Genomic DNA, 19598 nt, shown 5'->3' with positions numbered 1-19598 from the left:
CAACGCGCCGTGACGGAAGGGGTGCCCCTCGGGGCGCCCCTTTTCTTTTGGCTTGACCTCGGGGACGCCTGCGGCGAACTCTGCGCCCATGACAAGACTTGATACCGCCTGGGTGCGCGCACAATTTCCCGCCTTTGCAGAACCTTCGCTGCAGGGGCAGGCCTTTTTCGAGAATGCCGGCGGGTCCTATACCTGCCAGCTGGTCATCGACCGACTGACGCGGTATTACACCCAGCGCAAAGTGCAGCCCTACGCGCCCTACGAGGCCAGCCAGCTTGCCGGCGCCGAGATGGACGAGGCGCGCCAACGGCTCGCAGCACTTCTGGGCGTGGACACCGACGAATTGAGCTTCGGTCCCTCGACATCACAGAACACCTACGTGCTGGCGCAGGCCTTCGGCCAGCTGATGGACGCAGGAGAGGCGATCGTGGTCACCAACCAGGACCACGAGGCGAATTCAGGCCCATGGCGGCGACTGGCCGACCGCGGCATCGAGGTTCGCGAATGGTGTGTCGATCCGGAAACCGGCGCGCTGAACCCCGACGACCTTGAGACCCTGCTGGACGAAAAGGTCAGGCTGGTCTGCTTTCCGCATTGTTCCAATGTCGTGGGGCAGGTGAACCCCGTGGTCGAGATCACCGCGCTGGCCCATGCCGCCGGTGCCTTCGTCTGTGTCGACGGCGTGTCCTACGCGCCGCACGGCTTTGTCGACGTCGGCGCATTGGGGCCCGATATCTACCTGTTCTCGGCCTACAAGACTTTCGGCCCGCACCAGGGCCTGATGGTGATCCGCCGGGCCTTGGGCAACCTGCTGCCCAATCAGGGCCATGCCTTCAACGGCGGCACGCTCTACAAACGCTTCACGCCCGCCGGGCCGGACCACGCGCAGATCGCGGCCTGCGCCGGAATGGCGGACTATGTCGATGCCGCGTATCGCCACCATCTGGGCGGCGACGCCGAACCGGTCAAGCGGGCCGGGGCGGTGCACGACCTGATGCGCGGGCACGAGACCGCGCTGCTGCAACCGCTGCTGGACGCCGTGAAAAGCCGCAATTCCGTGCGCCTGATCGGACCGGATACCGCGGCGCACCGCGCGCCGACCGTGGCGCTGGCCCTGAACCGTCCGGGGGCCGAGGTGGCCGCCGATCTCGCGCGGCACGGCATCATGGCGGGGGGCGGTGACTTCTATGCCGGTCGCGCGCTGCGCGCGATGGGCGTCGACTCGGAAAAGGGCGTCTTGCGGCTGAGCTTCACCCACTACACGTCGCAGGCCGAGATGGATCAACTGCTGAACGCGCTCGACGATGTTTTGTGAAACCAAAGCCTTGCTTCACCCGTGTCTGACCTAACTCTCCCAGAGAGCGAACAACACGAACGGTGACATGAGCGACAAGACCCCGATCCTGGTATGGTTCCGCCGCGACCTGCGGCTGAGCGATCACGCGGCCCTGACGGCTGCCTGTGAAAGCGGGCGGCCCGTGATCCCCGTGTTCATCCACGATTCCCTCTCCCAAGGGCTGAAGGCCGCGCCGAAATGGCGGTTGGGACTGGGGCTGGGCCATCTGGCCGAAACCCTCAGGGACAAGTCCAGCCGCCTGATCCTGCGGCGGGAAAGCGACGCGCAGGCGGCACTGGACAAGCTGATAGAGCAGACCGGCGCCGGGGCCGTCTTCTGGTCGCGGCTCTACGACCCCGACAGCGTGGCGCGGGACAGCCGCATCAAGGACACGCTCAAGCAGAAGGGCGTCGAGGCGCGCTCCTTTGGAGGTCACCTGATGTTCGAACCCTGGACTGTGGAGACGCAGCAGGGCGACTTCTACAAGGTCTACACGCCGTTCTGGAACAACGTGAAGGGCAGGGACGTCGACGCGCCCCGCAGCACGCCGGGCACGATTCCCGCCCCCGACAGCTGGCCCGACAGTGATGCGCTCGAGGATTGGAACATGGGCGCCGCGATGGACCGGGGCACGGATGTCGTCAGGCCCTTCGTCCGGCTGGGTGAAAGTGCTGCGCAATCCCGACTGGGCAGCTTCATGGCGCATATCGTCGAAGGCTACGACGAAAGCCGCGACATCCCCGGCGCGGACGGCACATCGAACCTCTCGGAAAACCTGTCGTTGGGAGAGATTTCGCCCTACCAGTGCTGGCACGCGGGTCTGCGCGCCCGCGAAGAGGGCAAGGCCGGGGCGGAGACCTTTCTCAAGGAACTGGTCTGGCGCGAGTTCGCCTATCACCTCATGCACCATACACCGCGCATCCTGACCGATAACTGGCGCGAGGACTGGGACGCCTTTCCGTGGCAGGACGATGCCCGCGCGGGGGATGTCTGGGCCTGGAAGAGGGGGCGCACGGGCATCCGCTTCGTCGATGCGGCCATGCGGGAACTCTACGTGACCGGACGGATGCACAATCGGGGCCGGATGATCGTGGCAAGCTACCTGACCAAGCACCTCCTGACGCATTGGCGCATCGGCCTCGACTGGTTCGAGGATTGCCTGATCGACTGGGACCCGGCAAGCAACGCGATGGGGTGGCAATGGTCGGCCGGTTCGGGGCCGGACGCCACACCCTATTTCCGCGTGTTCAACCCGGAAACGCAGATCGACCGTTTCGACAAGGATCGCAGCTATGTCAGCCGCTGGATCGCCGAAGGGCGCGCCAACCCGCACGAAGACGCGCTGAAGTTCTTCGACGCGATGCCGCGCCACTGGGGGTTGTCACCCGACGACGATTATCCCGAGCCCATCGTCAGCGCCTCTGACGGACGCCATCGCGCCCTGCAAGCCTATGAGAACCGAGACTTTTAGCAATTGTGAATCCCGCCGCTCCGGCTAATATCGGACGGTCAATCCGGTGGAGTGGACATGATCCATACAAGTACCGAGGGCCAGAAAGGCCTGCCACGATACTTCGCCCATGTTTTCGGCATGGCACAGCAGATGCAGAACGGACGGTGTGATTTTCACCTGCCGGACGGCCGCGTGTTCCGCGCCGAGGGCGCAAACCCCGGTCCGGTGGCTGAACTGCACATTCACAGCGACGAGCTTTTCGCCCGGCTGATCCGCGAAGGAGACCTGGGCTTTTGCGATGCCTACCTCGACGGGGACTGGTCCACGCCCGATCTGCAGGCCTTCATGGACCTTGTCCATGCGGGCAACGAGAATGTCTATGACGGCTTTCCGGGTCAGGGGCTGGTGCGGGCGTTCGAGAAGTTCCGCTTCTGGCTGCAACGCAACCACCGGGGCCAGGCCCGCAAGAACATCAGCTATCACTACGATCTGGGCAACGATTTCTACGCGCTCTGGCTCGACGACACGATGACCTATTCATCGGCCCTGTTCCAGGACGGCGCGCAGGCTTCGCTGGAAGCGGCCCAGATCGAAAAGTACCGCAGCATGGTGGACCAGATGGGCGTTCAGCCCGGCGATCACGTGCTCGAGATCGGCTGCGGCTGGGGCGGTTTCGCGGAGTACGCCGCAAAGGAGCGTGGGCTGCGCGTGACCGGTTTGACGATCAGCGCGGAGCAGTTCAAGTATGCCAAGGAACGCATTGAAAAGGCGGGTCTTTCGGACCTCGTGGAGTTCAAGCTTCAGGACTACCGGGATGAGCGGGGCCATTACGACGGCATCGCCAGCATCGAGATGTTCGAGGCGGTGGGCGAGAAATACTGGCCGGTCTACTTCCGCACCGTCCGCGACAGGCTGAAACCCGGCAAGGCGGCGACGCTCCAGATCATCACCGTCGATCACCGCCGCTGGCCGGTCTACAAACGCGGCGTCGACTTCATCCAGAAGTACATCTTTCCGGGCGGGATGCTGCCCAGCCCCCCGATCCTGCGCGAACAGGTCGAGAAAGCGGGCCTGATCGTCGACAAGTCGGTCGAGTTCGGCAAGAGCTACGACATCACGCTGCGCCGGTGGCACGAGACATTCAACCAGAAGTGGGATGAGATCAAGGCGATGGGCTTTGACGAGCGGTTCCGGCGGATGTGGAATTTTTACCTCACCTCCTGCGCCGCGACATTTGACAGTGGCAATTGCGACGTGACGCAGATTACGATCAGGCGACCGGGGTGATCTGAAGGAACCGAAATGCCGACCGCCGCACGACTTGTCGCCGCCTTTTCGCTCGCGGTTCTGGCTTACGTGATTTCGGTCATGGTGATGCCCCTCATGCCGGAAAGCACGGATTTCGGATACTTCATTCCCGTCAACATCTTCCTCGGGCTTGCGTGCGGATGGATCGTGATGGGCCCCCGCGCGGGCCGGGGCACGACCGCCGCCATCAACAACGGGCTGACGGGGGTCTTCGTCCTGATGCTGTGGGGGATCGGCGTGCAGGCCGCGAATGAAATGGTGCGCCTCGCGATGCGCAACCGCTACGACAACGCGTTCGAGGCCATCGTGGCCGTGTTCCAGATCGGCGCGGAATACGCGGTCATCATCGCGACCGTGCAGATCGGCGTGGCGCTCGTGATCGGTGCCGTCGTGGTCGGACTGGTCACGGAATTTGCCGGCAACCGGTGGAAGTGACCAGATGAGAAGCCTGTTCTTCTATGGCAGCCTGCGTCATCAACCCTTGCTTGCGATCGTGCTCGGCCGTCCCGCCGACAGGCTGGACACCGAAGCCGCCGTCCTGCCGGGTTACGCGACCTTTGCCGCGGCCGAAGGGCCTTTCCCGCTGATCGTTCCCAGCACCGACGGCGCGGCGGAAGGTCTTCTGGTGCGCGGCCTGACCGATGCGGACATCGCCCGGCTGGATTTCTACGAAGGCAGTTTCGCCTATGATCTGGTCGAGATGATGCTGGCCGACGGACAGAGCGCCGAGGTCTACCTGCCCGAGCCGGACCGCTGGACACCGCGCGGCGCCTGGTCGCTCGATGCCTGGGAAGCCAGGTGGGCCGCTCTGAGCTGCGAGGCGGCGCGCGAGGTCATGGGGTACTTCGGCCAGCGGGACCGGGCAGAGGTCGCGGCGATGTTTCCGATGATCCGCAAACGGGCGCAGTCCCGCCTGAACGCGGCACGCTCGCGGCACGGCGCGCTGACGAAAGCGGGGCGCACGGTGGTGGAGGACCGTCGGCGGTCCTACGCGCATTTCTTCGCTCTCGACGACATGAAGGTCCGGTTCGAACATTTCGACGGCGGAATGTCGCCAGTGGAGGACCGGGCGGTCTTCATCTCTGCCGATGCCGCCATCGTTCTTCCCTACGACCCGGTCCGCGACAGGGTGCTGCTGGTTGAACAGATGCGCATGGGGCCTCTGGCGCGCGGCGACCGGCGGGTCTGGCAGCTTGAGCCGGTCGCCGGGCATGTCGATCCCGGCGAAACCCCGCGCGAGGCCGCGATCAGGGAGGCTCAGGAGGAGGCGGGCCTGACCCTGGAGGCGATCGAACCGATCGCGGAGGTTTACGCAAGCCCCGGCAACTCCACGGAATTCTACTATATTTTCCTCGGCATCGCGGATCTGCCGGATGCCGCCGAGGGCATCGGCGGCCTGCCGGAGGAAGGCGAGGACATTCGCGCGCACGTGCTGTCCTTCGACGCGCTGATGACGCTGGTCGAGGGGTTCGGCGCTGCGAATGCCCCCCTGGGGCTGGCGGCCTTCTGGCTGGCGCGGCACAGGGACCGCTTGAGGTTGCCAGACCCGGGGGATACACCGGAGGGGACATAACCACTGGGGGCATCCATGCACGTTGCATCTGATTTGGCGCAGGCCATCGGGAACACACCGCTCATCAAGCTGCGCAGGGCAAGCGAGGAGACCGGGTGCGAGATCTACGGCAAGGCCGAGTTCATGAACCCCGGCCAGTCGGTAAAGGACCGGGCGGCGCTCTTCATCATCCGCGACGCGATCGAGCGCGGCGAGCTCAAGCCGGGTGGCACGATCGTCGAGGGCACGGCCGGGAACACCGGCATCGGCCTTGCGCTGGTCGGCGCGTCCATGGGCTTCAAGACCGTCATCGTCATCCCCGAGACACAGAGCCAGGAAAAGAAGGACATGCTGCGCCTTGCGGGCGCGGAACTGGTGCAGGTGCCCGCGGCCCCCTACCGCAATCCCAACAACTTCGTCCGCTATTCGGAACGCCTTGCCAACGAGCTGGCCAAGTCCACGAACGAAGGCGTGATCTGGGCCAACCAGTTCGACAACGTGGCGAACCGGCAGGCGCACATCGAAACGACCGGCCCCGAGATCTGGGAACAGACGGGCGGCAAGGTGGACGGTTTCTGCTGTGCCGTGGGTTCCGGCGGAACGCTGGCGGGTGTCGCCATGGCGCTGCAGCCCAAGGGCGTCAAGATCGCGCTTGCCGACCCCGACGGCGCGGCGCTGCACAGCTACTACACCACGGGCGAGCTGGAAGCCGAGGGCGGTTCGATCGCCGAAGGCATCGGGCAGGTGCGCATCACCCGCAATCTCGAAGGGTTCACGCCCGATTACAGCTACAACATCCCCGATACCGAAGCGTTGCCGGTCGTCTTCGACCTGCTGCAGCACGAGGGCCTGTGCCTGGGCGCGTCGTCGGGCGTCAACGTGGCCGGCGCCATGCGGCTGGCGCGGGAAATGGGACCGGGGCACACCATCGTCACGATCCTCTGCGACTTCGGCACACGCTACCAGTCCAAGCTGTTCAACCCCGACTTCCTTCGGGAAAAGGGTCTGCCCACGCCGGACTGGCTCGATCGCGCACCCGCCTCCATTCCGGGTGTCTTCGAGGACATCTGATGCCTTTCCTGACCCGATTCCTCACGCTTCTGGCTGTCGTTCTGTGCCTCGTGACGGGCACGGTGCAGGCGCAGGAAACGACACTCGAGTCCGCGGTGCCGTCCTTCGACAGGTGGGAAGGAATCGCGCGCGAAGCCGAGAACGCGATCGATCAGAACAGCGGCACAGACGAGACGCTGATGGCGATGCGCAACCGCATCGCCGAGTTCCGCACTGCGTTCGACAACGCACGCAGCATCAATTCCGCGCGCATCCGCACGGTCCGCGAGCAGCTCGCGGCGCTCGGTCCCCCGCCCGAGGGCGAGAACGCGCCCGCCGAGCCGCCCGATGTCGCGGCCCAGCGCGATGCGCTGAACGAGGAACTGAGCCGGCTTCAGGTGCCTGTCCAGCGCGCCGAGACGGAATTCGTCCGCGCGGACAGTCTGATCGGCCAGATCGATACCATTCTGCGCGACCGTCAGGCCCAGCAGTTGCTGACGGTCACGCCGTCCCCGCTGAACCCCGCTTACTGGCAGCCGGCGCTTGCCGACTTCACGACCGCCGTCGCGGGGCTGCGCAACGAGACACCCAATGCCGCGAATGCGCGAACATGGTCCGCGTTGCGGGACAACCTGCCGGTCGTGGCGGCGCTTTTCGTCCTTGGCCTGATCCTGATCCTGCGCGGCCGCTTCTGGGCGGAAATGATCGTGCGTTCGCTGCAAAGCCACGGGGCGCGGGGCTTCGGCATCTGGCGTTTCGTGGTTTCGCTGCTGCGGATCTTCCTGCCCGCAGCGGGGCTTGTCGCACTCGCCTTCGCGGTGATTTCGTCGGAGGTGCTGGGCCCCAAGGGCGAGAACATCCTGCTGATCATCAGCCTTCTTGGCGGGATCATGCTGGGTGTGCGTTGGGTTTCCGAAAGGATCTTCTCGCGCGACGACGACGAGGCGCTGCTTCTGCTGTCGCAGAAGAAACGCAAGGAAGCGCGCTTCCACATCGGGATGATCACCGTGATGATCATCATCACGGAACTGATCAGCCAGATCCTCAAGACCGGCGAAAGCGCCCCGGTCACCCTGTCCGTGCTGGAATTCCCATGGCTGGTGATCTCCAGCCTCATGCTCTACCGCATCGGTGTCCTGCTGCGCGGCTATTCCGAACCGTCGTCGGCCACGGACGGCACGCTGACCGAAGTCCGCACGAGCACTCTTGGCCGCGTGGTGCGGGGGCTGGGCACCGGTGCCGTGGTGATCGGCTGCGTGTCGCCGGTTCTGCTTGCGGCGGGATATTTCCAGGCGGTGGATGCGCTGATGCCGCCCTACATCATGACCCTCGTTCTGCTGGGCCTCGTGATGGTGCTGCAACGTTTCTTTGCCGATCTCTACGGGGCGTTGACGGGGCAGGGCGAGGCGGCGCGCGAGACGCTGATGGCCGTGCTGTTCGGTCTCGTGCTGCTGTTGCTTGTTTTGCCGCTGCTGGCGCTGGTCTGGGGCGCGCGTGTCACCGACCTCACCGAACTCTGGCAGGCATTCGGCCGTGGCTTTGCCGTCGGCGAAACCCGGATTTCGCCGGTCGATTTCCTGACGTTCGCCGTGATCTTTGCCATCGGCTACGTGCTGACGCGGCTGGTTCAATCCGCGCTGCGGGGCAACGTGCTGCCCAAGACCAAGATCGACATCGGGGGCCAGAACGCCATCGTGTCGGGTCTGGGCTACATCGGTATCTTCCTCGCCGCGCTGGCGGCAATCACCGGGGCGGGGATCGACCTCAGCTCGCTTGCCATCGTGGCCGGGGCGCTGTCGGTCGGGATCGGTTTCGGCCTCCAGAACATCGTGTCGAACTTCGTGTCGGGCATCATCCTGCTCATCGAGCGGCCGATTTCCGAAGGCGACTGGATCGAGGTCGGCGGCCAGATGGGCTACGTGCGCGACATCTCGGTACGGTCCACCCGGATCGAGACATTCGACCGGACCGACGTGATCGTTCCCAACGCCGACCTCGTGTCCGGCACGGTGACGAACTTCACCCGTGGCAACACGGTGGGCCGCCTGATCGTGCCCGTCGGTGTGGCCTACGGCACCGACACGCGGCGCATCGACGCCATCCTCCGCGAGATCGCCGAGGACCAGCCGATGGTGCTGACAACCCCGCCACCCAACGTCCTTTTCATGAATTTCGGGGCTGACGCGCTGGAATTCGAGATCCGGTGCTTCCTGCGTGACGTGAACTGGATGATGCTGGTCAAGAACGACATCAACCATGCCATCGCGGAACGTTTCCGCGAGGAAGGGATCGAGATTCCCTTTGCCCAGCGCGACCTGTGGCTGCGCAACCCCGAGGTGCTGCGCACCCGCGATGACGGCGCCGGGTCCAAGGGCGCCGAGAGGCAGGGCGAGCCGACCGCCAACGACCGGCCACGCGCCGACGACCTTGACGACCCCGACAGCGGGCGGGACGCGGCCACCGGCGACGAGATCGCATGACGGAACCGCTCTACCAGCGGGACGCCTATGCCCGCGAAGCCAAGGCACGCGTCGAGGCGATCACCGAAGAGGGCGGGCTCGTGCTCGACCGATCGCTGTTCTATCCCACGGGTGGCGGTCAGCCGGGCGACAGCGGATGGCTTGACTGGGACGGTCAGCGGCTCCCGCTGGCCACCGCGATCAAGGGCCGGGGCGAGAGCATCGTGCTTGTGCCGTCGGAACCGGTGCCGCTCCCCCCGCTGGGCGCGCATGTGGTTCAGGTGCTGGACTGGGACCGGCGCCACCGACACATGCGGCTGCACACGGCGCTGCACCTGTTGACCGCCGTGATCCCCTATGGCGTCACGGGCGGCCAGATCGCGGCGACCCATGGCCGGCTGGATTTCGACATGCCCGAAATGGCCCAGGACAGGGACGCCGTCGAAGCGGCGCTGAACGACTACGTGGCCCGGGACGTCAGGGTCAGCGATGGGTGGATCACCGGCGCGGAACTGGATGCACATCCCGAACTCGTCAAGACGATGGCGGTCCGGCCGCCGCGCGGCGCGGGGTTGATCCGGCTGGTGCGCGTGGGCGACGAGGCCGACCCGATCGACCTGCAACCCTGCGGCGGCACCCATGTGGCCCGCACCGGCGAGATCGGCGCGCTACGCCTCGGTCGGATCGAAAACAAGGGCCGTCAGAACCGGCGGGTATACCTGCACCTCGACTCCTGAGGGCGGGGGCCGGAAAACCGCGATTTATCTCTTGCACCCCGGTAGCTCCGCACGTTAAACCGCGCCTCACGGAGAGGTGGCCGAGTGGTCGAAGGCGCACGCCTGGAAAGTGTGTAGGCGGGAAACCGTCTCCAGGGTTCGAATCCCTGTCTCTCCGCCACGATCCATCCCGCGCTCCGGCAGTCTTCGAGATGACGTGGCCCTGTCGGTTTCGGCCTTACATCAAAGTCAAAGAACCAGGCCGCCCGATGCGGAGCCTTGGGCCCGACTATCAGGCTGCCTGTTCGCAGACAGCCGGCGTTTCCTTTGGCAACGAAAGGGTGAATGTGCTGCCGACGCCGACTTCACTGCGCACGTCGATGGTTCCACCTTCGAGGCGGGCAAGTTCCTTTGCCACGGACAGGCCCAGGCCGGTCCCGGCGGCACTCCGCGAAAGCGTGAGATCGGCCTGGTGGAACGCCTCGAAGATCTTCTCCAGTTCTCGCGGCTCGATCCCCACGCCCGTGTCCCTTACGGCGATGTGAACCTTTTCGCTGGATTCCGTGACGACGACGGAGACCTTGCCTCTGTCGGTGAACTTGATGGCATTGCCCATCAGATTGATGAGGATCTGCCGCGTGCGCGTCACATCCGCCAACATGAGGCAGGGCGGGATCTGCGTTTCCAGGTGCAGATCCTTTTGTTCGGTCAGGATTCTCATCTGCTCCACCACAGGCTCGAGAACGTCCCGCACGTCGCAAATCTCGGGATCGACCTCCAGCCGGCCCGTCTCCATCTTGGCGTAGTCGAGCAGCTGATTGACGAGGAACAGAAGGTGTTCACCTGACCTTTCGATCTTTTCCATCGAGGTTTCCGCGGAGTGGAGAACCTCATGGATCCCGCTTTTTACAATGTTTGCGTCGACAGGGCGCTGCTGAAGCTGGTCTGCCAATCGCCGCGCGGATGTCATCTGGCGCAAGTTCTTGCCAAGACGGGCGTAGCCGAGGATTACAGTCAGCGGTGTCCTGAGTTCGTGACTGACGATGCTCATGAAGTTCATCTTGGCGCGATCCGCGGCTTCGGCTGCCTGGTTCGCCCGTTTCAGGGCGGCGACGTCCAGAAGTGCCTGCGCTTCTCTGGCCTGCAACTGGTTCGAAACCCGCAGCAGTCGTCGGACCATCCAGAGGAACAGGGTGGCACTTGCCAGACCCACGGCCAGCAACACGGGCAGCATGGTCATGAGCAGGTCCGTCCCCGGGCGCACCGGTTTCCAGGTCAGCCAGGAAAGGACGTCGCCTGTCGGTCCGATGACGGGAATGCCCGCCAGGCCCTTGGCGAGTGACGCTTGGAAAGCCGCACCCGGAAGTTCGATTGGCAGGCCTATTTCCCCGGCCAGTTTCGCATCGACGTAGCGCACGGCGACATGCACCGCTTCCGTTCCGGGCACCTGTCTGATGTCGCCCGAGTCGGAGATGATGGGCACGGCGCTGACGATGGCCACCTTGTCGCTGAGCCGCAGGGGGGTCACGACGGCAACTTCGGCCAGCGACTTGTAAGGGTCGTCTTCCCCGACGCTGACCTGGGCCATGATATCGCGAAGCCGGGCGACGACGGGCGCGATGACCTCTGCGCGGGCGGCGTAGCTTGCGGGAACCCGTATTTCTCCCGAGACGGAGGCAAAGACGGGGGCACCTGTCTGATCGAGGATGTAATTCTCGTGGTGCCCGAAATAGTCCTGCATCCACGCACCGAGGTTTTCGTCGAGCCAGGTTTCGTCACGTTCGAGGGTCTTCTCGACGGCCTCGTCCCAAACGGTCGAACTGCGCTGCTGTTGCGGAATGGCCTCGATCGCTGTTTCGAGTTGCCGGGCGGCGAAACGCTCCTGCCGTGCAAGGGACGTCCCGTCCGCCAGACTGATCGCGTTCTGGCCGACAAGGACAAGGCCCAGCAGGCTCGCCCCGAAGACGATCAACAAGGAAGCGAAGATCTGCGACGAAAGCTTGCTTCTCCTGGTCAACATTACATAGATCCGCCTCTGCGTGCGTTTCACTCACCTGTTTAAAGTGGTGACAAGCCGTTACTGAAGAACACGTCGATGCGTGAACGGCCAAAATGCGCCGCAGCCAGGTAATCAGGCAATTATGGCGAATAAAGGGCGCTGCTGCGCATGCACGCGCGCCATCGGTGTGGTTCGGAACGTGCAATCCCTCTGACAACTCGAACAGTGGCGATGCGCTGATTATCGGTCCTCGTGACGTGCGCGGAACCGGGCGATCTCCGGCCCGGTCGGCGTCCGCCCCGTAAATGTCGCAACGTAGTCCGGCGCGCGGGCCAGCCGTTCGTTCATGGTCTCTTGCACGTGCATCGAGATATAGCCGATCTGCGTCAAATAGACGGTGCGGGCGCGCACATCGGCGTCGCCAGCGGCATAGCCGAAGCGGTCGAACATGGTGCGGATGGCCTGCAGCCGGGTGGCGTCCGCGGCCTGCACACGGGCGGCGACCTCATCGGACTGATGGGCCCAGCCGCGCACCGCAAGGTCGAGCTGCGTCTCGAAGGGGCCGCCATCCAGAAAGACCCCGATCAGGTTGAGCACGGCCTCCGCGATGGTTTCCGCATATTCCTGCGTCGCGCGTTCGATGCTTTCAGTGTTGGTGGCTTCCCAATCGGCGAGAATGGCATCCAGCAGCGCCGCGCGATCCGGAAAGAACCAGTAAAAGCTCGTCCGCGACAGGTTCAGCCGCGAGGCCAGTGGCTGGATCTTCACCGCATCGATCCCGGACGTGACAAAAGCCTCGCGCGCCGCGTCGAGCCAGACCTCTCGCGAGCCGCGCCACCCGCCTTTTCTGTCGTTCTGTTCGACCTTGGCATCCATGTCGCCGTTTTACCGCGCCACGTCGTTCCGGGCAAGAAAATCGTCACTGGTGAACATTAAATTGACGTATGTGAACATTTCTGGAATCGTCCGCCTGCCAACCGGAGCCACGCCATGTCCAAAGATCCCCTTCTGCAGCCCTACCAGCTGAAGCACCTGACCCTGCGCAACCGCATCATGACCACCAGCCACGAACCCGCCTATCCGGAAGACGGCATGCCGAAGGAACGCTATGCCGCCTATCACGCGGAACGTGCCAAGGCGGGTGTGGCGCTGGCGATGACGGCAGGCTCGGCGGCGGTGTCCAAGGACAGCCCGCCGGTATTCAACAACATTCTGGCCTACAAGGACGAGGTCGTGCCGTGGATCAGGAAGCTGACCGATGCCTGCCACGACCACGGCTGCGCGGTGATGATCCAGCTGACGCATCTGGGCCGCCGCACCGCGTGGAACAAGGGCGACTGGCTGCCCTCCGTGTCGTCGTCCAAGCATCGCGAACCGGCGCACCGTGCCTTTCCCAAGCGCGCCGAAGACTGGGATATCGAACGCATCATCACCGATTTCGCCGATGCGACCGACCGGATGAAGGCGGGCGGCATGGACGGGATCGAACTGCAGGTCTATGGCCACCTGCTCGATCAGTTCTGGTCACCTCTGACCAACGACCTGGAAGGGCCCTATGGCGGCGGGACGCTCGACACCCGGATGCGGCTGCTGATGGATGTGCTTGGCGGCATCCGCAAGCGGGTCGGGGACGACTTCATCGTCGGGCTACGCTACACGGCGGACGAGGCAGAGGCCGGGGGCATCACCGAAGAAGACGGTATCGAGATTTCGAAACGGCTTGCCGCGTCGGGCATGGTCGATTTCCTGAACGTGGTGCGGGGGCGTATCCATACCGATCCGGCGATGACCGACGTGATCCCGGTCCAGGGTATGAAGAATGCGCCGCATCTGGATTTTGCGGGCCGGGTGAAGCAGGCCACCGGCATGCCCACCTTCCACGCGGCCAAGATCCCCGACGTGGCCACCGCGCGCCACGCCGTCGCGGCAGGCCTGCTCGACATGGTCGGCATGACGCGGGCGCATATGGCCGATCCGCACGTGGTCAGGAAGATCATGGAAGGGCGCGAGGATGACATTCGCCCCTGCGTCGGCGCGACCTACTGTCTCGACCGCATCTATCAGGCGGGTGATGCGCTATGCATTCACAACGCGGCGACGGGCCGGGAACTGACCATGCCGCACACCATCGCGCCTGCCAGAACGCGCAGGAAGGTGGTGATCGTCGGCGCCGGTCCCGCGGGGCTCGAGGCCGCGCGCGTCGCCGCCGAGCGGGGCCATCAGGTGACCGTGTTCGAAGCGCAGCCCGATCCGGGCGGGCAGGTTCGCCTGACCGCGCAGAACCCGCGCCGCCGCGACATGATCTCCATCATCGACTGGCGCATGGCGCAATGCGCCGCGCGCGATGTCGAGTTCCGCTTCAACACCTGGGCCGAAGTCGAGGAGGTTACCGACCTGAACCCGGACGTTGTGATCGTCGCCACTGGCGGCCTGCCGAACACAGAGCTTTTTGAAACCGGCAAGGAACAGGACCTGGTCGTGACCGCCTGGGACATCATCTCCGGAGATGTGAAGCCCGGCCAGAACGTGCTGGTCTATGACGAAAGCGGGGATCACCCCGGCCTCATGGCAGCCGAGGTTGCCGCCAATGCCGGCAGCACGGTCGAGATCATGACCCCCGACCGGACCTTTGCCCCCGACATCATGGCGATGAACCTCGTGCCCTACATGCGGTCGCTGCAGGACAAGGACGTGACCTTTACCGTCACCCGCCGCCTGCTGGATGTGCAGCGGGACGGCAACAGGCTCAGGGCGGTGATCGGCACCGATTACAGCGACCTGAAGACGGACAAGACCTACGATCAGGTGGTGGTGAATTACGGCACCCTGCCGATGGACGATCTCTATTTCGACCTGAAGCCGCTGTCGTCGAACGGCGGGGAAGTGGACTACGACGCGCTGATCGATGGCCGACCGCAGGAGGTTACGCGCAACCCCGACGGGGCCTTCGCCCTTTACCGGATCGGCGACGCCGTCAGCGCGCGCAATACCCATGCCGCGATCTATGACGCACTGAGGCTGGTGAAGGACATCTGAGGGCGCTCAGGCGGGTGCCGGGCAGGGTATGAACATCGGACAGACAGGGGGGCAGGTGATGCGGATTGGCGTGATGGGAACGGGCACGATCGCGTCTGCCGTGGTGCGGGGCATCGCGGGACAGGGACACCTGATCACGGTGTCCGAGCGCAGCGCCCGCCACGCGCAGGCGCTGGCGGAGGCATTCGGGAATGTGACCGTTGCCGACAACCAGGGCGTGATCGACCGGAGCGACGTCGTCCTTCTGGGCCTGATGGCGGAGGTGGCGGCCGATATCCTTGCACCGCTCTCTTTCCGCCCGGATCAGCAGGTGATTTCGATGATGGCCGGGGCGACGCTGGGGCAGGTGGCCACGATGGTCGCACCCGCGCAGGCGGCGGCGATCATGGTGCCGTTTCCCGGCATCGCGACGGGCGGTTCCCCGGTGATCGCGCAGGGCGACATCGCGCTGGTGCAGGATATCGTGGCGTCTGCCAACACGGTTTACGCGGTGGATACGGAAGAGGAACTCGCGGCCTATCTTTGCGCGCAGGCGGTCCTGTCCCCCGTCGCGCGGCTGGCCGAGGATGCGGCGGGCTGGCTTGGCACGCGGGTCGCGGACCGGCAGGCGGGCGAGGCCTTCCTGCGGCACCTGATCTCCTCCAGCCTTGCAAGCAGCGCGGTCGGTGCGCTGGTCGAGGCGCTGAACACGCCCGGCGGGTACAACCAGCGCTTGCGTCTGACGCTCGAACAGGGCGGAATGCGCGAGACGCTGCGCGCCGGGCTGGATCGTCTGGAGAGTGGGGAATGACCCTGAAGCCCGGACCACAGCCGCAAAACGAGCCCGAATTGCGATCCTGTCCGCGCGCCGCTGCCCTGGCCGGGTGACGTGGTGTCTTGCGGAATGAGGGACGACTCTCCTGCCGACGCAGAGACGGACGCGACGTCGTCTGACACCGCCGCCACATGCCCGAAAATACGACCCCGAACCGGTGTGTCCGCATTGTGGCGCCACCGGGCTTGATTTCACGGTCGCGCCATTTATCGTGTTTGCACCGACTGGCCGTGAGCGCGGCGATTACTTTTATTGTTTATTGACCATTGCGCCGAGCGCCGCAATCCGGGACGGGATCATAATGACCCTCAATATTTTCGACGATGCGGCTGAAACGCGCTTGGCGCAGCATGGCGAGATACGACACCTCGAGCGGGGAGAGCGCCTCGTTGCGGCGGGCGAGGCGGCGGATACGCTCTATTTCGTCCGGTCGGGGCGGTTTCATGTCGTCGTCGGCGGCGCGGTCATCGCGGAAATTTCCGAAGGCGATCCGATCGGGGAAATCGCCTTCTTCTCGGGCGCGCGCCGCACGGCCGACGTGGTCGCGGCCCGGGATTCCGAGGTGCTGGCGCTGGACCGGACGGCATGGGAGGGCGCGGCGCAAATGCCGGGCGTGGTGGACGGCGTGCTCAAGTCCCTGTCGGAGCGTCTGGGCGCCGCCGTGCCCCATGTCCCGCGTCTCGCTGCGGCCCCGCCCAAGGTCGTCGTACTGGTCCCGGCGGGCGGCAAAGCGGTGGAGGCGGATTTCGCCAAGCCTTTTGCCAAGGCCCTGTCGGGCGCGGCCCCCCTGCGCGCGCGGGACATTCCCGCCGACCTGCGCGATGACCCCCGCGGGATCGCACGATGGCTGCTGGCCCGCGAGGGGGAGGCCGATACCCGTGTGATCTGGATCGAAGGGCTGGAGGAGACCGCGTTCGCCGTCGCCGCACTGCGCCAGTCCGATCTCTGCATGCTGGTCGGCGATGTCCGGTCCGCCTCCGCGCTCAACGGTCTGGAACGGCTGGCGCTGACGCTCTATCGACCCGAAGCGCGACACCTCGTCCTTTTGCGGGAGCCGGAGGCACCGATCTCGGGAACCGCCGCCTGGATCGAACCGCGTGCACCGCATCTGCACCACCATGTGGCCACGCAAGCGGACATCTCGCGTGCCGGCCGGCTCGTGTCGGGGCGGGGGCTCGGCCTGATCCTTGCCGGGGGCGGGGCGCTCTGCTGTGCCCATCTCGGGATCGCCCGTGCGCTCGACGAAGCCGGGGTGCAGATCGACATGTACGGCGGCACCAGCGGCGGGGCGGCAATGGCCATCGCGCTGGCGGCGGGGCTGGACCCGATGGAGGTCCTGCGCCGGTCACAGGACATCTTTGTCCGGTCGGGCGCGCTGAAGAAGCTCACGATCCCGATCCACGCGCTGCTGGACCACCATCCCTTCGACTCGCGGCTGCAGGAACATTACGGGATGTACCTGCTCGAGGACCTGCCGGTGCCGGTGCTGGCGGTCTCGACGTCGCTCACCCGCAACGGCATCTACCTGCACCGCACGGGCGACGCCTGGAAGGCGGTGCGGGCCTCCGGCTCCCTGCCGGGGCTGCTGCCCCCCGTCGTGACGGACAGCGGCGAGGTGCTGATCGATGGCGGCATCGTCGATAACCTGCCCATCGCCCCGATGCAGGAGCTGAAGCTCGGCCCGAACATCGTGGTCGGCCTGTCGCAGCTTCAGGAATGGCGGTTGCAAAGCCGCTACGAAAGCCTGCCGGGTCGGCTTGACCTTGCGAGGGATCTCGTGCTGCGGCGGCGCGATCCGCAGGATTTCCCGCGCATCATGCAACTGCTGCAAAAGTCGATGGCCGTCACCAGCCGGCGCGCCCATGCCGCGGCCTGCATGCAGGGCAACGTGCTGGTGGTGCCGCCGATCCCGCCGGAGCTCGGCCTGATGGACTGGCATGCCGGGGAACGGCTGGCCGAGATCGGCTACGCCCACATGCGGGCCCAGATCGACGCCGGGCTGCTGGAGGAGATCGTGACATGAGCATCGACCTGCGGCTCGCGCTCGACCCCGCGTGGGGCATTGAACTGCGCCCCGCCCCGGCGCGGCGGGACTGGATGGATGCGACGCCGCAGGGCTACGCCAACCGGTGCCTGCCTCTGACCATCGCGAATGCCCACGGCTGGGAACTGCTCAACCCCACGCGTTTCGTGGCGACCTGGACAGGCGGGCAGGGGATCGACGACGTGGTGGTCGCGGGTTTCGACGACGCCCGGTCCCCGCTGGCCGTCAGCCATTTCGGGGCGGGCATCCTGACCTTTCAGGTGCCCGGCCTGATCCGCACATCGCCGGGGTACGATCTTTGGCTTCAGGGTCCGGTGAACCGGCCCAAGCCGCATATACAGGGCCTGACCGGCGTGGTGGAGACGGACTGGTCTCCGTTCGGCCTGACGATGAACTGGCGCTTTACCACCGTGGGGGCGACAGTCGCTTTCGAGGCCGGAGAGCCGTTTGCGCATCTCTTTCCGATGCCGCGCGGTCTGATCGAAGCGGTGACCCCACGCGTGATGGCGCAGGACGCCGGCGATCCCGACCAGCAGGCGCACCGTGCATGGGCAAGGGACCGCGAAAGGTTCATCGCGGACCTTGGCGAGGAAGGCAGCGACGCACGGCGCGCGGGTTGGCAGAGGGATTACATGCGTGGCCCCGAACGGCCGGTGGACCCGCCGCATCGGACCCGGCTGCGTCCCAAGCCGCCTGCCGACTAGGCGGCGAGGTCTTCCGCGGCGGCAACGAGGGCCGGGATCGGATCGGTCCAGGGCGCGCAGGCCTGCGCCGCCGCCGCGGCCTGCATCGACCTATCCATGCTGGCTTTGCGGATCGCCTCGGCGACCTCCGGCACGGGCGGCATCGTGTCCAGCCGCATCTGTTTTCCCACCCCGATTTCCGCCAGTGCGGCGGCGGTCAGCGATTTTTCCCCGTCTGTATGCAGCGCCAGTTGCGGCACGCCCGCGTGCAGCATCGCCGCCGCAAGGCCAAGGCTGCCGGTGTGAACCACCAGCCGCGCCTGCGCGGCGATGTCGGCCAGCGGCAGGTTGTGCTGGATGAGCCGCGTGCCGCTGTCGTGAAGCCGTCCGGCGACCTGCGCCGGCAGGTCCGGCAGGACGGCGATGCGCGGCTGCGACAGAAGTGTCATGGCCTCGGCGATGTGGACGCGTTGGGCCATCGGCGTGGACCCCGAGGCATAGGCAAATATCGCGGACCCGCCTGTGCCCCGCCCATGGACGCCGGGAGGCAGGATCACGTCGTGGCGTGGGATCGCCCTTTGCCCCCGATACGGGTCGAGCGGCTCCGGCACCATGACCATGGGGCGATCGCCCGACATCACCTCGGACAGGCGCGAAAGGGCGGGCCGACCGAAATCGTCCAGCACGGTGTTGATTCCGGCAAGCAGGCGGTCCTGATCGATACGTGGTGCGCCCAGACCGGGCAGCGCAGGCAGTGGTGACAGGCCGGGCGGCGGCAGGAAGAACCCGTTGCCCACCGTGAGGACAGGAAAGCGGTCCCGCGCCGCGAGGACCAGGTGCGGTGAAAGGTCGGCGATCACGAGGTCGGGCAGCGCCGCGCCAAGATGCAGCATCCAGCCTTCCATCCGGGCTTTCATGCCCTCGGTATCGTCGAGCCCGAACCCCGCCATCGTTTCGGCAAAGCTGCCATCACCCAGCCGGTCGGTGCGGGGCGCAAGCCGCGGCGTGCTGTCCGCAGGTGGCTGGATGACCTGCCAACCACGTGCGCGCAGCGCATCGCCGACGGTGGCCAGCCGGGCATGGTGCCCACGGCCGGCGTTCGGCCAAGCTTCGGTGCCCAGAAGGACCGACCGTTGCGACATGCGCCC

Annotated in this window: 15 protein-coding genes and 1 tRNA gene; 13 read left to right on the top strand and 3 right to left on the bottom strand. The window is 65.7% G+C overall.

The window, feature by feature from the left end:
• Nucleotides 1-88 precede the first annotated feature (88 nt).
• The 9 genes from BOO69_RS09115 to BOO69_RS09075 all read left to right on the top strand — a co-directional run bounded on the left by BOO69_RS09115 (nt 89) and on the right by BOO69_RS09075 (nt 10055).
• Nucleotides 89-1315, top strand: coding sequence for an aminotransferase class V-fold PLP-dependent enzyme (locus tag BOO69_RS09115; protein ID WP_071973740.1), 1227 nt, complete (start codon nt 89-91; stop codon nt 1313-1315).
• Between the two features lie 67 nt (nt 1316-1382).
• Nucleotides 1383-2807 carry a cryptochrome/photolyase family protein gene (locus BOO69_RS09110; RefSeq protein ID WP_071971879.1) on the top strand — a complete coding sequence of 475 codons (1425 nt, stop codon included), beginning with the start codon at nt 1383-1385 and terminating at the stop codon, nt 2805-2807.
• Nucleotides 2808-2864: 57 nt separating this feature from the next.
• Nucleotides 2865-4076 carry an SAM-dependent methyltransferase gene (locus tag BOO69_RS09105; protein ID WP_071971878.1) on the top strand — a complete coding sequence of 404 codons (1212 nt, stop codon included), beginning with the start codon at nt 2865-2867 and terminating at the stop codon, nt 4074-4076.
• Nucleotides 4077-4091: 15 nt separating this feature from the next.
• On the top strand, nt 4092-4532 hold the full coding sequence (locus BOO69_RS09100; RefSeq protein WP_071971877.1) for a TrgA family protein: 441 nt from the start codon (nt 4092-4094) through the stop codon (nt 4530-4532).
• A 4-nt stretch (nt 4533-4536) separates the two neighbouring features.
• Nucleotides 4537-5670: an NUDIX domain-containing protein gene (locus tag BOO69_RS09095; protein WP_071971876.1), complete on the top strand. Its 1134-nt coding sequence runs from the start codon at nt 4537-4539 to the stop codon at nt 5668-5670.
• Between the two features lie 15 nt (nt 5671-5685).
• Nucleotides 5686-6720, top strand: coding sequence for a cysteine synthase A (locus BOO69_RS09090; protein WP_071971875.1), 1035 nt, complete (start codon nt 5686-5688; stop codon nt 6718-6720).
• Complete coding sequence (locus BOO69_RS09085) at nt 6720-9179, top strand: DUF3772 domain-containing protein (RefSeq protein ID WP_071971874.1); 2460 nt, start codon at nt 6720-6722, stop codon at nt 9177-9179. The genes BOO69_RS09090 and BOO69_RS09085 overlap by 1 nt, the downstream gene beginning before the upstream one ends.
• Nucleotides 9176-9895: an alanyl-tRNA editing protein gene (locus tag BOO69_RS09080; protein WP_071971873.1), complete on the top strand. Its 720-nt coding sequence runs from the start codon at nt 9176-9178 to the stop codon at nt 9893-9895. Before BOO69_RS09085 ends, BOO69_RS09080 begins: the two co-directional genes overlap by 4 nt.
• A 70-nt stretch (nt 9896-9965) precedes the next feature.
• Nucleotides 9966-10055: transfer RNA gene (locus tag BOO69_RS09075), tRNA-Ser, on the top strand.
• A 111-nt stretch (nt 10056-10166) separates the two neighbouring features.
• On the opposite strand, the gene BOO69_RS09070 is transcribed toward BOO69_RS09075, so the two are convergent.
• Together BOO69_RS09070 and BOO69_RS09065 are read right to left on the bottom strand one after the other, a co-directional pair.
• Complete coding sequence (locus BOO69_RS09070; RefSeq protein ID WP_071971872.1) at nt 10167-11894, bottom strand: sensor histidine kinase; 1728 nt, start codon at nt 11892-11894, stop codon at nt 10167-10169.
• A gap of 219 nt (nt 11895-12113) precedes the next feature.
• Nucleotides 12114-12749 (bottom strand): TetR/AcrR family transcriptional regulator, encoded by a 636-nt coding sequence (locus BOO69_RS09065; RefSeq protein ID WP_071971871.1) that lies wholly within the window; start codon nt 12747-12749, stop codon nt 12114-12116.
• 114 nt (nt 12750-12863) lie between these two features.
• Here BOO69_RS09065 and BOO69_RS09060 point away from each other — a divergent pair, with 114 nt between their 5' ends.
• The 4 genes from BOO69_RS09060 to BOO69_RS09045 all read left to right on the top strand — a co-directional run bounded on the left by BOO69_RS09060 (nt 12864) and on the right by BOO69_RS09045 (nt 18471).
• Nucleotides 12864-14909 (top strand): NADH:flavin oxidoreductase, encoded by a 2046-nt coding sequence (locus tag BOO69_RS09060; protein ID WP_071971870.1) that lies wholly within the window; start codon nt 12864-12866, stop codon nt 14907-14909.
• Nucleotides 14910-14937: 28 nt separating this feature from the next.
• Nucleotides 14938-15699, top strand: coding sequence for an NAD(P)-binding domain-containing protein (locus BOO69_RS09055; protein ID WP_335743939.1), 762 nt, complete (start codon nt 14938-14940; stop codon nt 15697-15699).
• A gap of 325 nt (nt 15700-16024) precedes the next feature.
• Complete coding sequence (locus tag BOO69_RS09050) at nt 16025-17746, top strand: patatin-like phospholipase family protein (protein WP_071971869.1); 1722 nt, start codon at nt 16025-16027, stop codon at nt 17744-17746.
• Nucleotides 17743-18471, top strand: a complete 729-nt coding sequence (locus BOO69_RS09045; protein WP_071971868.1) for a DUF6065 family protein — start codon at nt 17743-17745, stop codon at nt 18469-18471. The genes BOO69_RS09050 and BOO69_RS09045 overlap by 4 nt, the downstream gene beginning before the upstream one ends.
• Here the strand turns inward: BOO69_RS09045 and BOO69_RS09040 are convergent.
• Entirely contained in the window at nt 18468-19592 is a 1125-nt protein-coding gene (locus BOO69_RS09040) for a nucleotide disphospho-sugar-binding domain-containing protein (RefSeq protein WP_071971867.1), read from the bottom strand. The two genes, BOO69_RS09045 and BOO69_RS09040, sit on opposite strands and share 4 nt — an antisense overlap.
• Nucleotides 19593-19598: the final 6 nt, after the last annotated feature.

It is taken from the genome of Sulfitobacter alexandrii (assembly GCF_001886735.1).
GTDB classification, from domain to species: domain Bacteria; phylum Pseudomonadota; class Alphaproteobacteria; order Rhodobacterales; family Rhodobacteraceae; genus Sulfitobacter; species Sulfitobacter alexandrii.
Note: the sequence above shows the minus strand (reverse complement) of the source record. Positions and strands in the feature narration are given on the sequence as shown.

Coding starts and splice junctions, on each gene's coding strand:
- BOO69_RS09050 (WP_071971869.1), top strand. CDS start 16,025: ATGACCCTCAATATTTTCGACGATGCGGCTGAAACGCGCTTGGCGCAG.
- BOO69_RS09080 (WP_071971873.1), top strand. CDS start 9,176: ATGACGGAACCGCTCTACCAGCGGGACGCCTATGCCCGCGAAGCCAAG.
- BOO69_RS09060 (WP_071971870.1), top strand. CDS start 12,864: ATGTCCAAAGATCCCCTTCTGCAGCCCTACCAGCTGAAGCACCTGACC.
- BOO69_RS09115 (WP_071973740.1), top strand. CDS start 89: ATGACAAGACTTGATACCGCCTGGGTGCGCGCACAATTTCCCGCCTTT.
- BOO69_RS09045 (WP_071971868.1), top strand. CDS start 17,743: ATGAGCATCGACCTGCGGCTCGCGCTCGACCCCGCGTGGGGCATTGAA.
- BOO69_RS09085 (WP_071971874.1), top strand. CDS start 6,720: ATGCCTTTCCTGACCCGATTCCTCACGCTTCTGGCTGTCGTTCTGTGC.
- BOO69_RS09070 (WP_071971872.1), bottom strand. CDS start 11,894: ATGTTGACCAGGAGAAGCAAGCTTTCGTCGCAGATCTTCGCTTCCTTG.
- BOO69_RS09065 (WP_071971871.1), bottom strand. CDS start 12,749: ATGGATGCCAAGGTCGAACAGAACGACAGAAAAGGCGGGTGGCGCGGC.
- BOO69_RS09055 (WP_335743939.1), top strand. CDS start 14,938: ATGAACATCGGACAGACAGGGGGGCAGGTGATGCGGATTGGCGTGATG.
- BOO69_RS09110 (WP_071971879.1), top strand. CDS start 1,383: ATGAGCGACAAGACCCCGATCCTGGTATGGTTCCGCCGCGACCTGCGG.
- BOO69_RS09040 (WP_071971867.1), bottom strand. CDS start 19,592: ATGTCGCAACGGTCGGTCCTTCTGGGCACCGAAGCTTGGCCGAACGCC.
- BOO69_RS09100 (WP_071971877.1), top strand. CDS start 4,092: ATGCCGACCGCCGCACGACTTGTCGCCGCCTTTTCGCTCGCGGTTCTG.
- BOO69_RS09105 (WP_071971878.1), top strand. CDS start 2,865: ATGATCCATACAAGTACCGAGGGCCAGAAAGGCCTGCCACGATACTTC.
- BOO69_RS09090 (WP_071971875.1), top strand. CDS start 5,686: ATGCACGTTGCATCTGATTTGGCGCAGGCCATCGGGAACACACCGCTC.
- BOO69_RS09095 (WP_071971876.1), top strand. CDS start 4,537: ATGAGAAGCCTGTTCTTCTATGGCAGCCTGCGTCATCAACCCTTGCTT.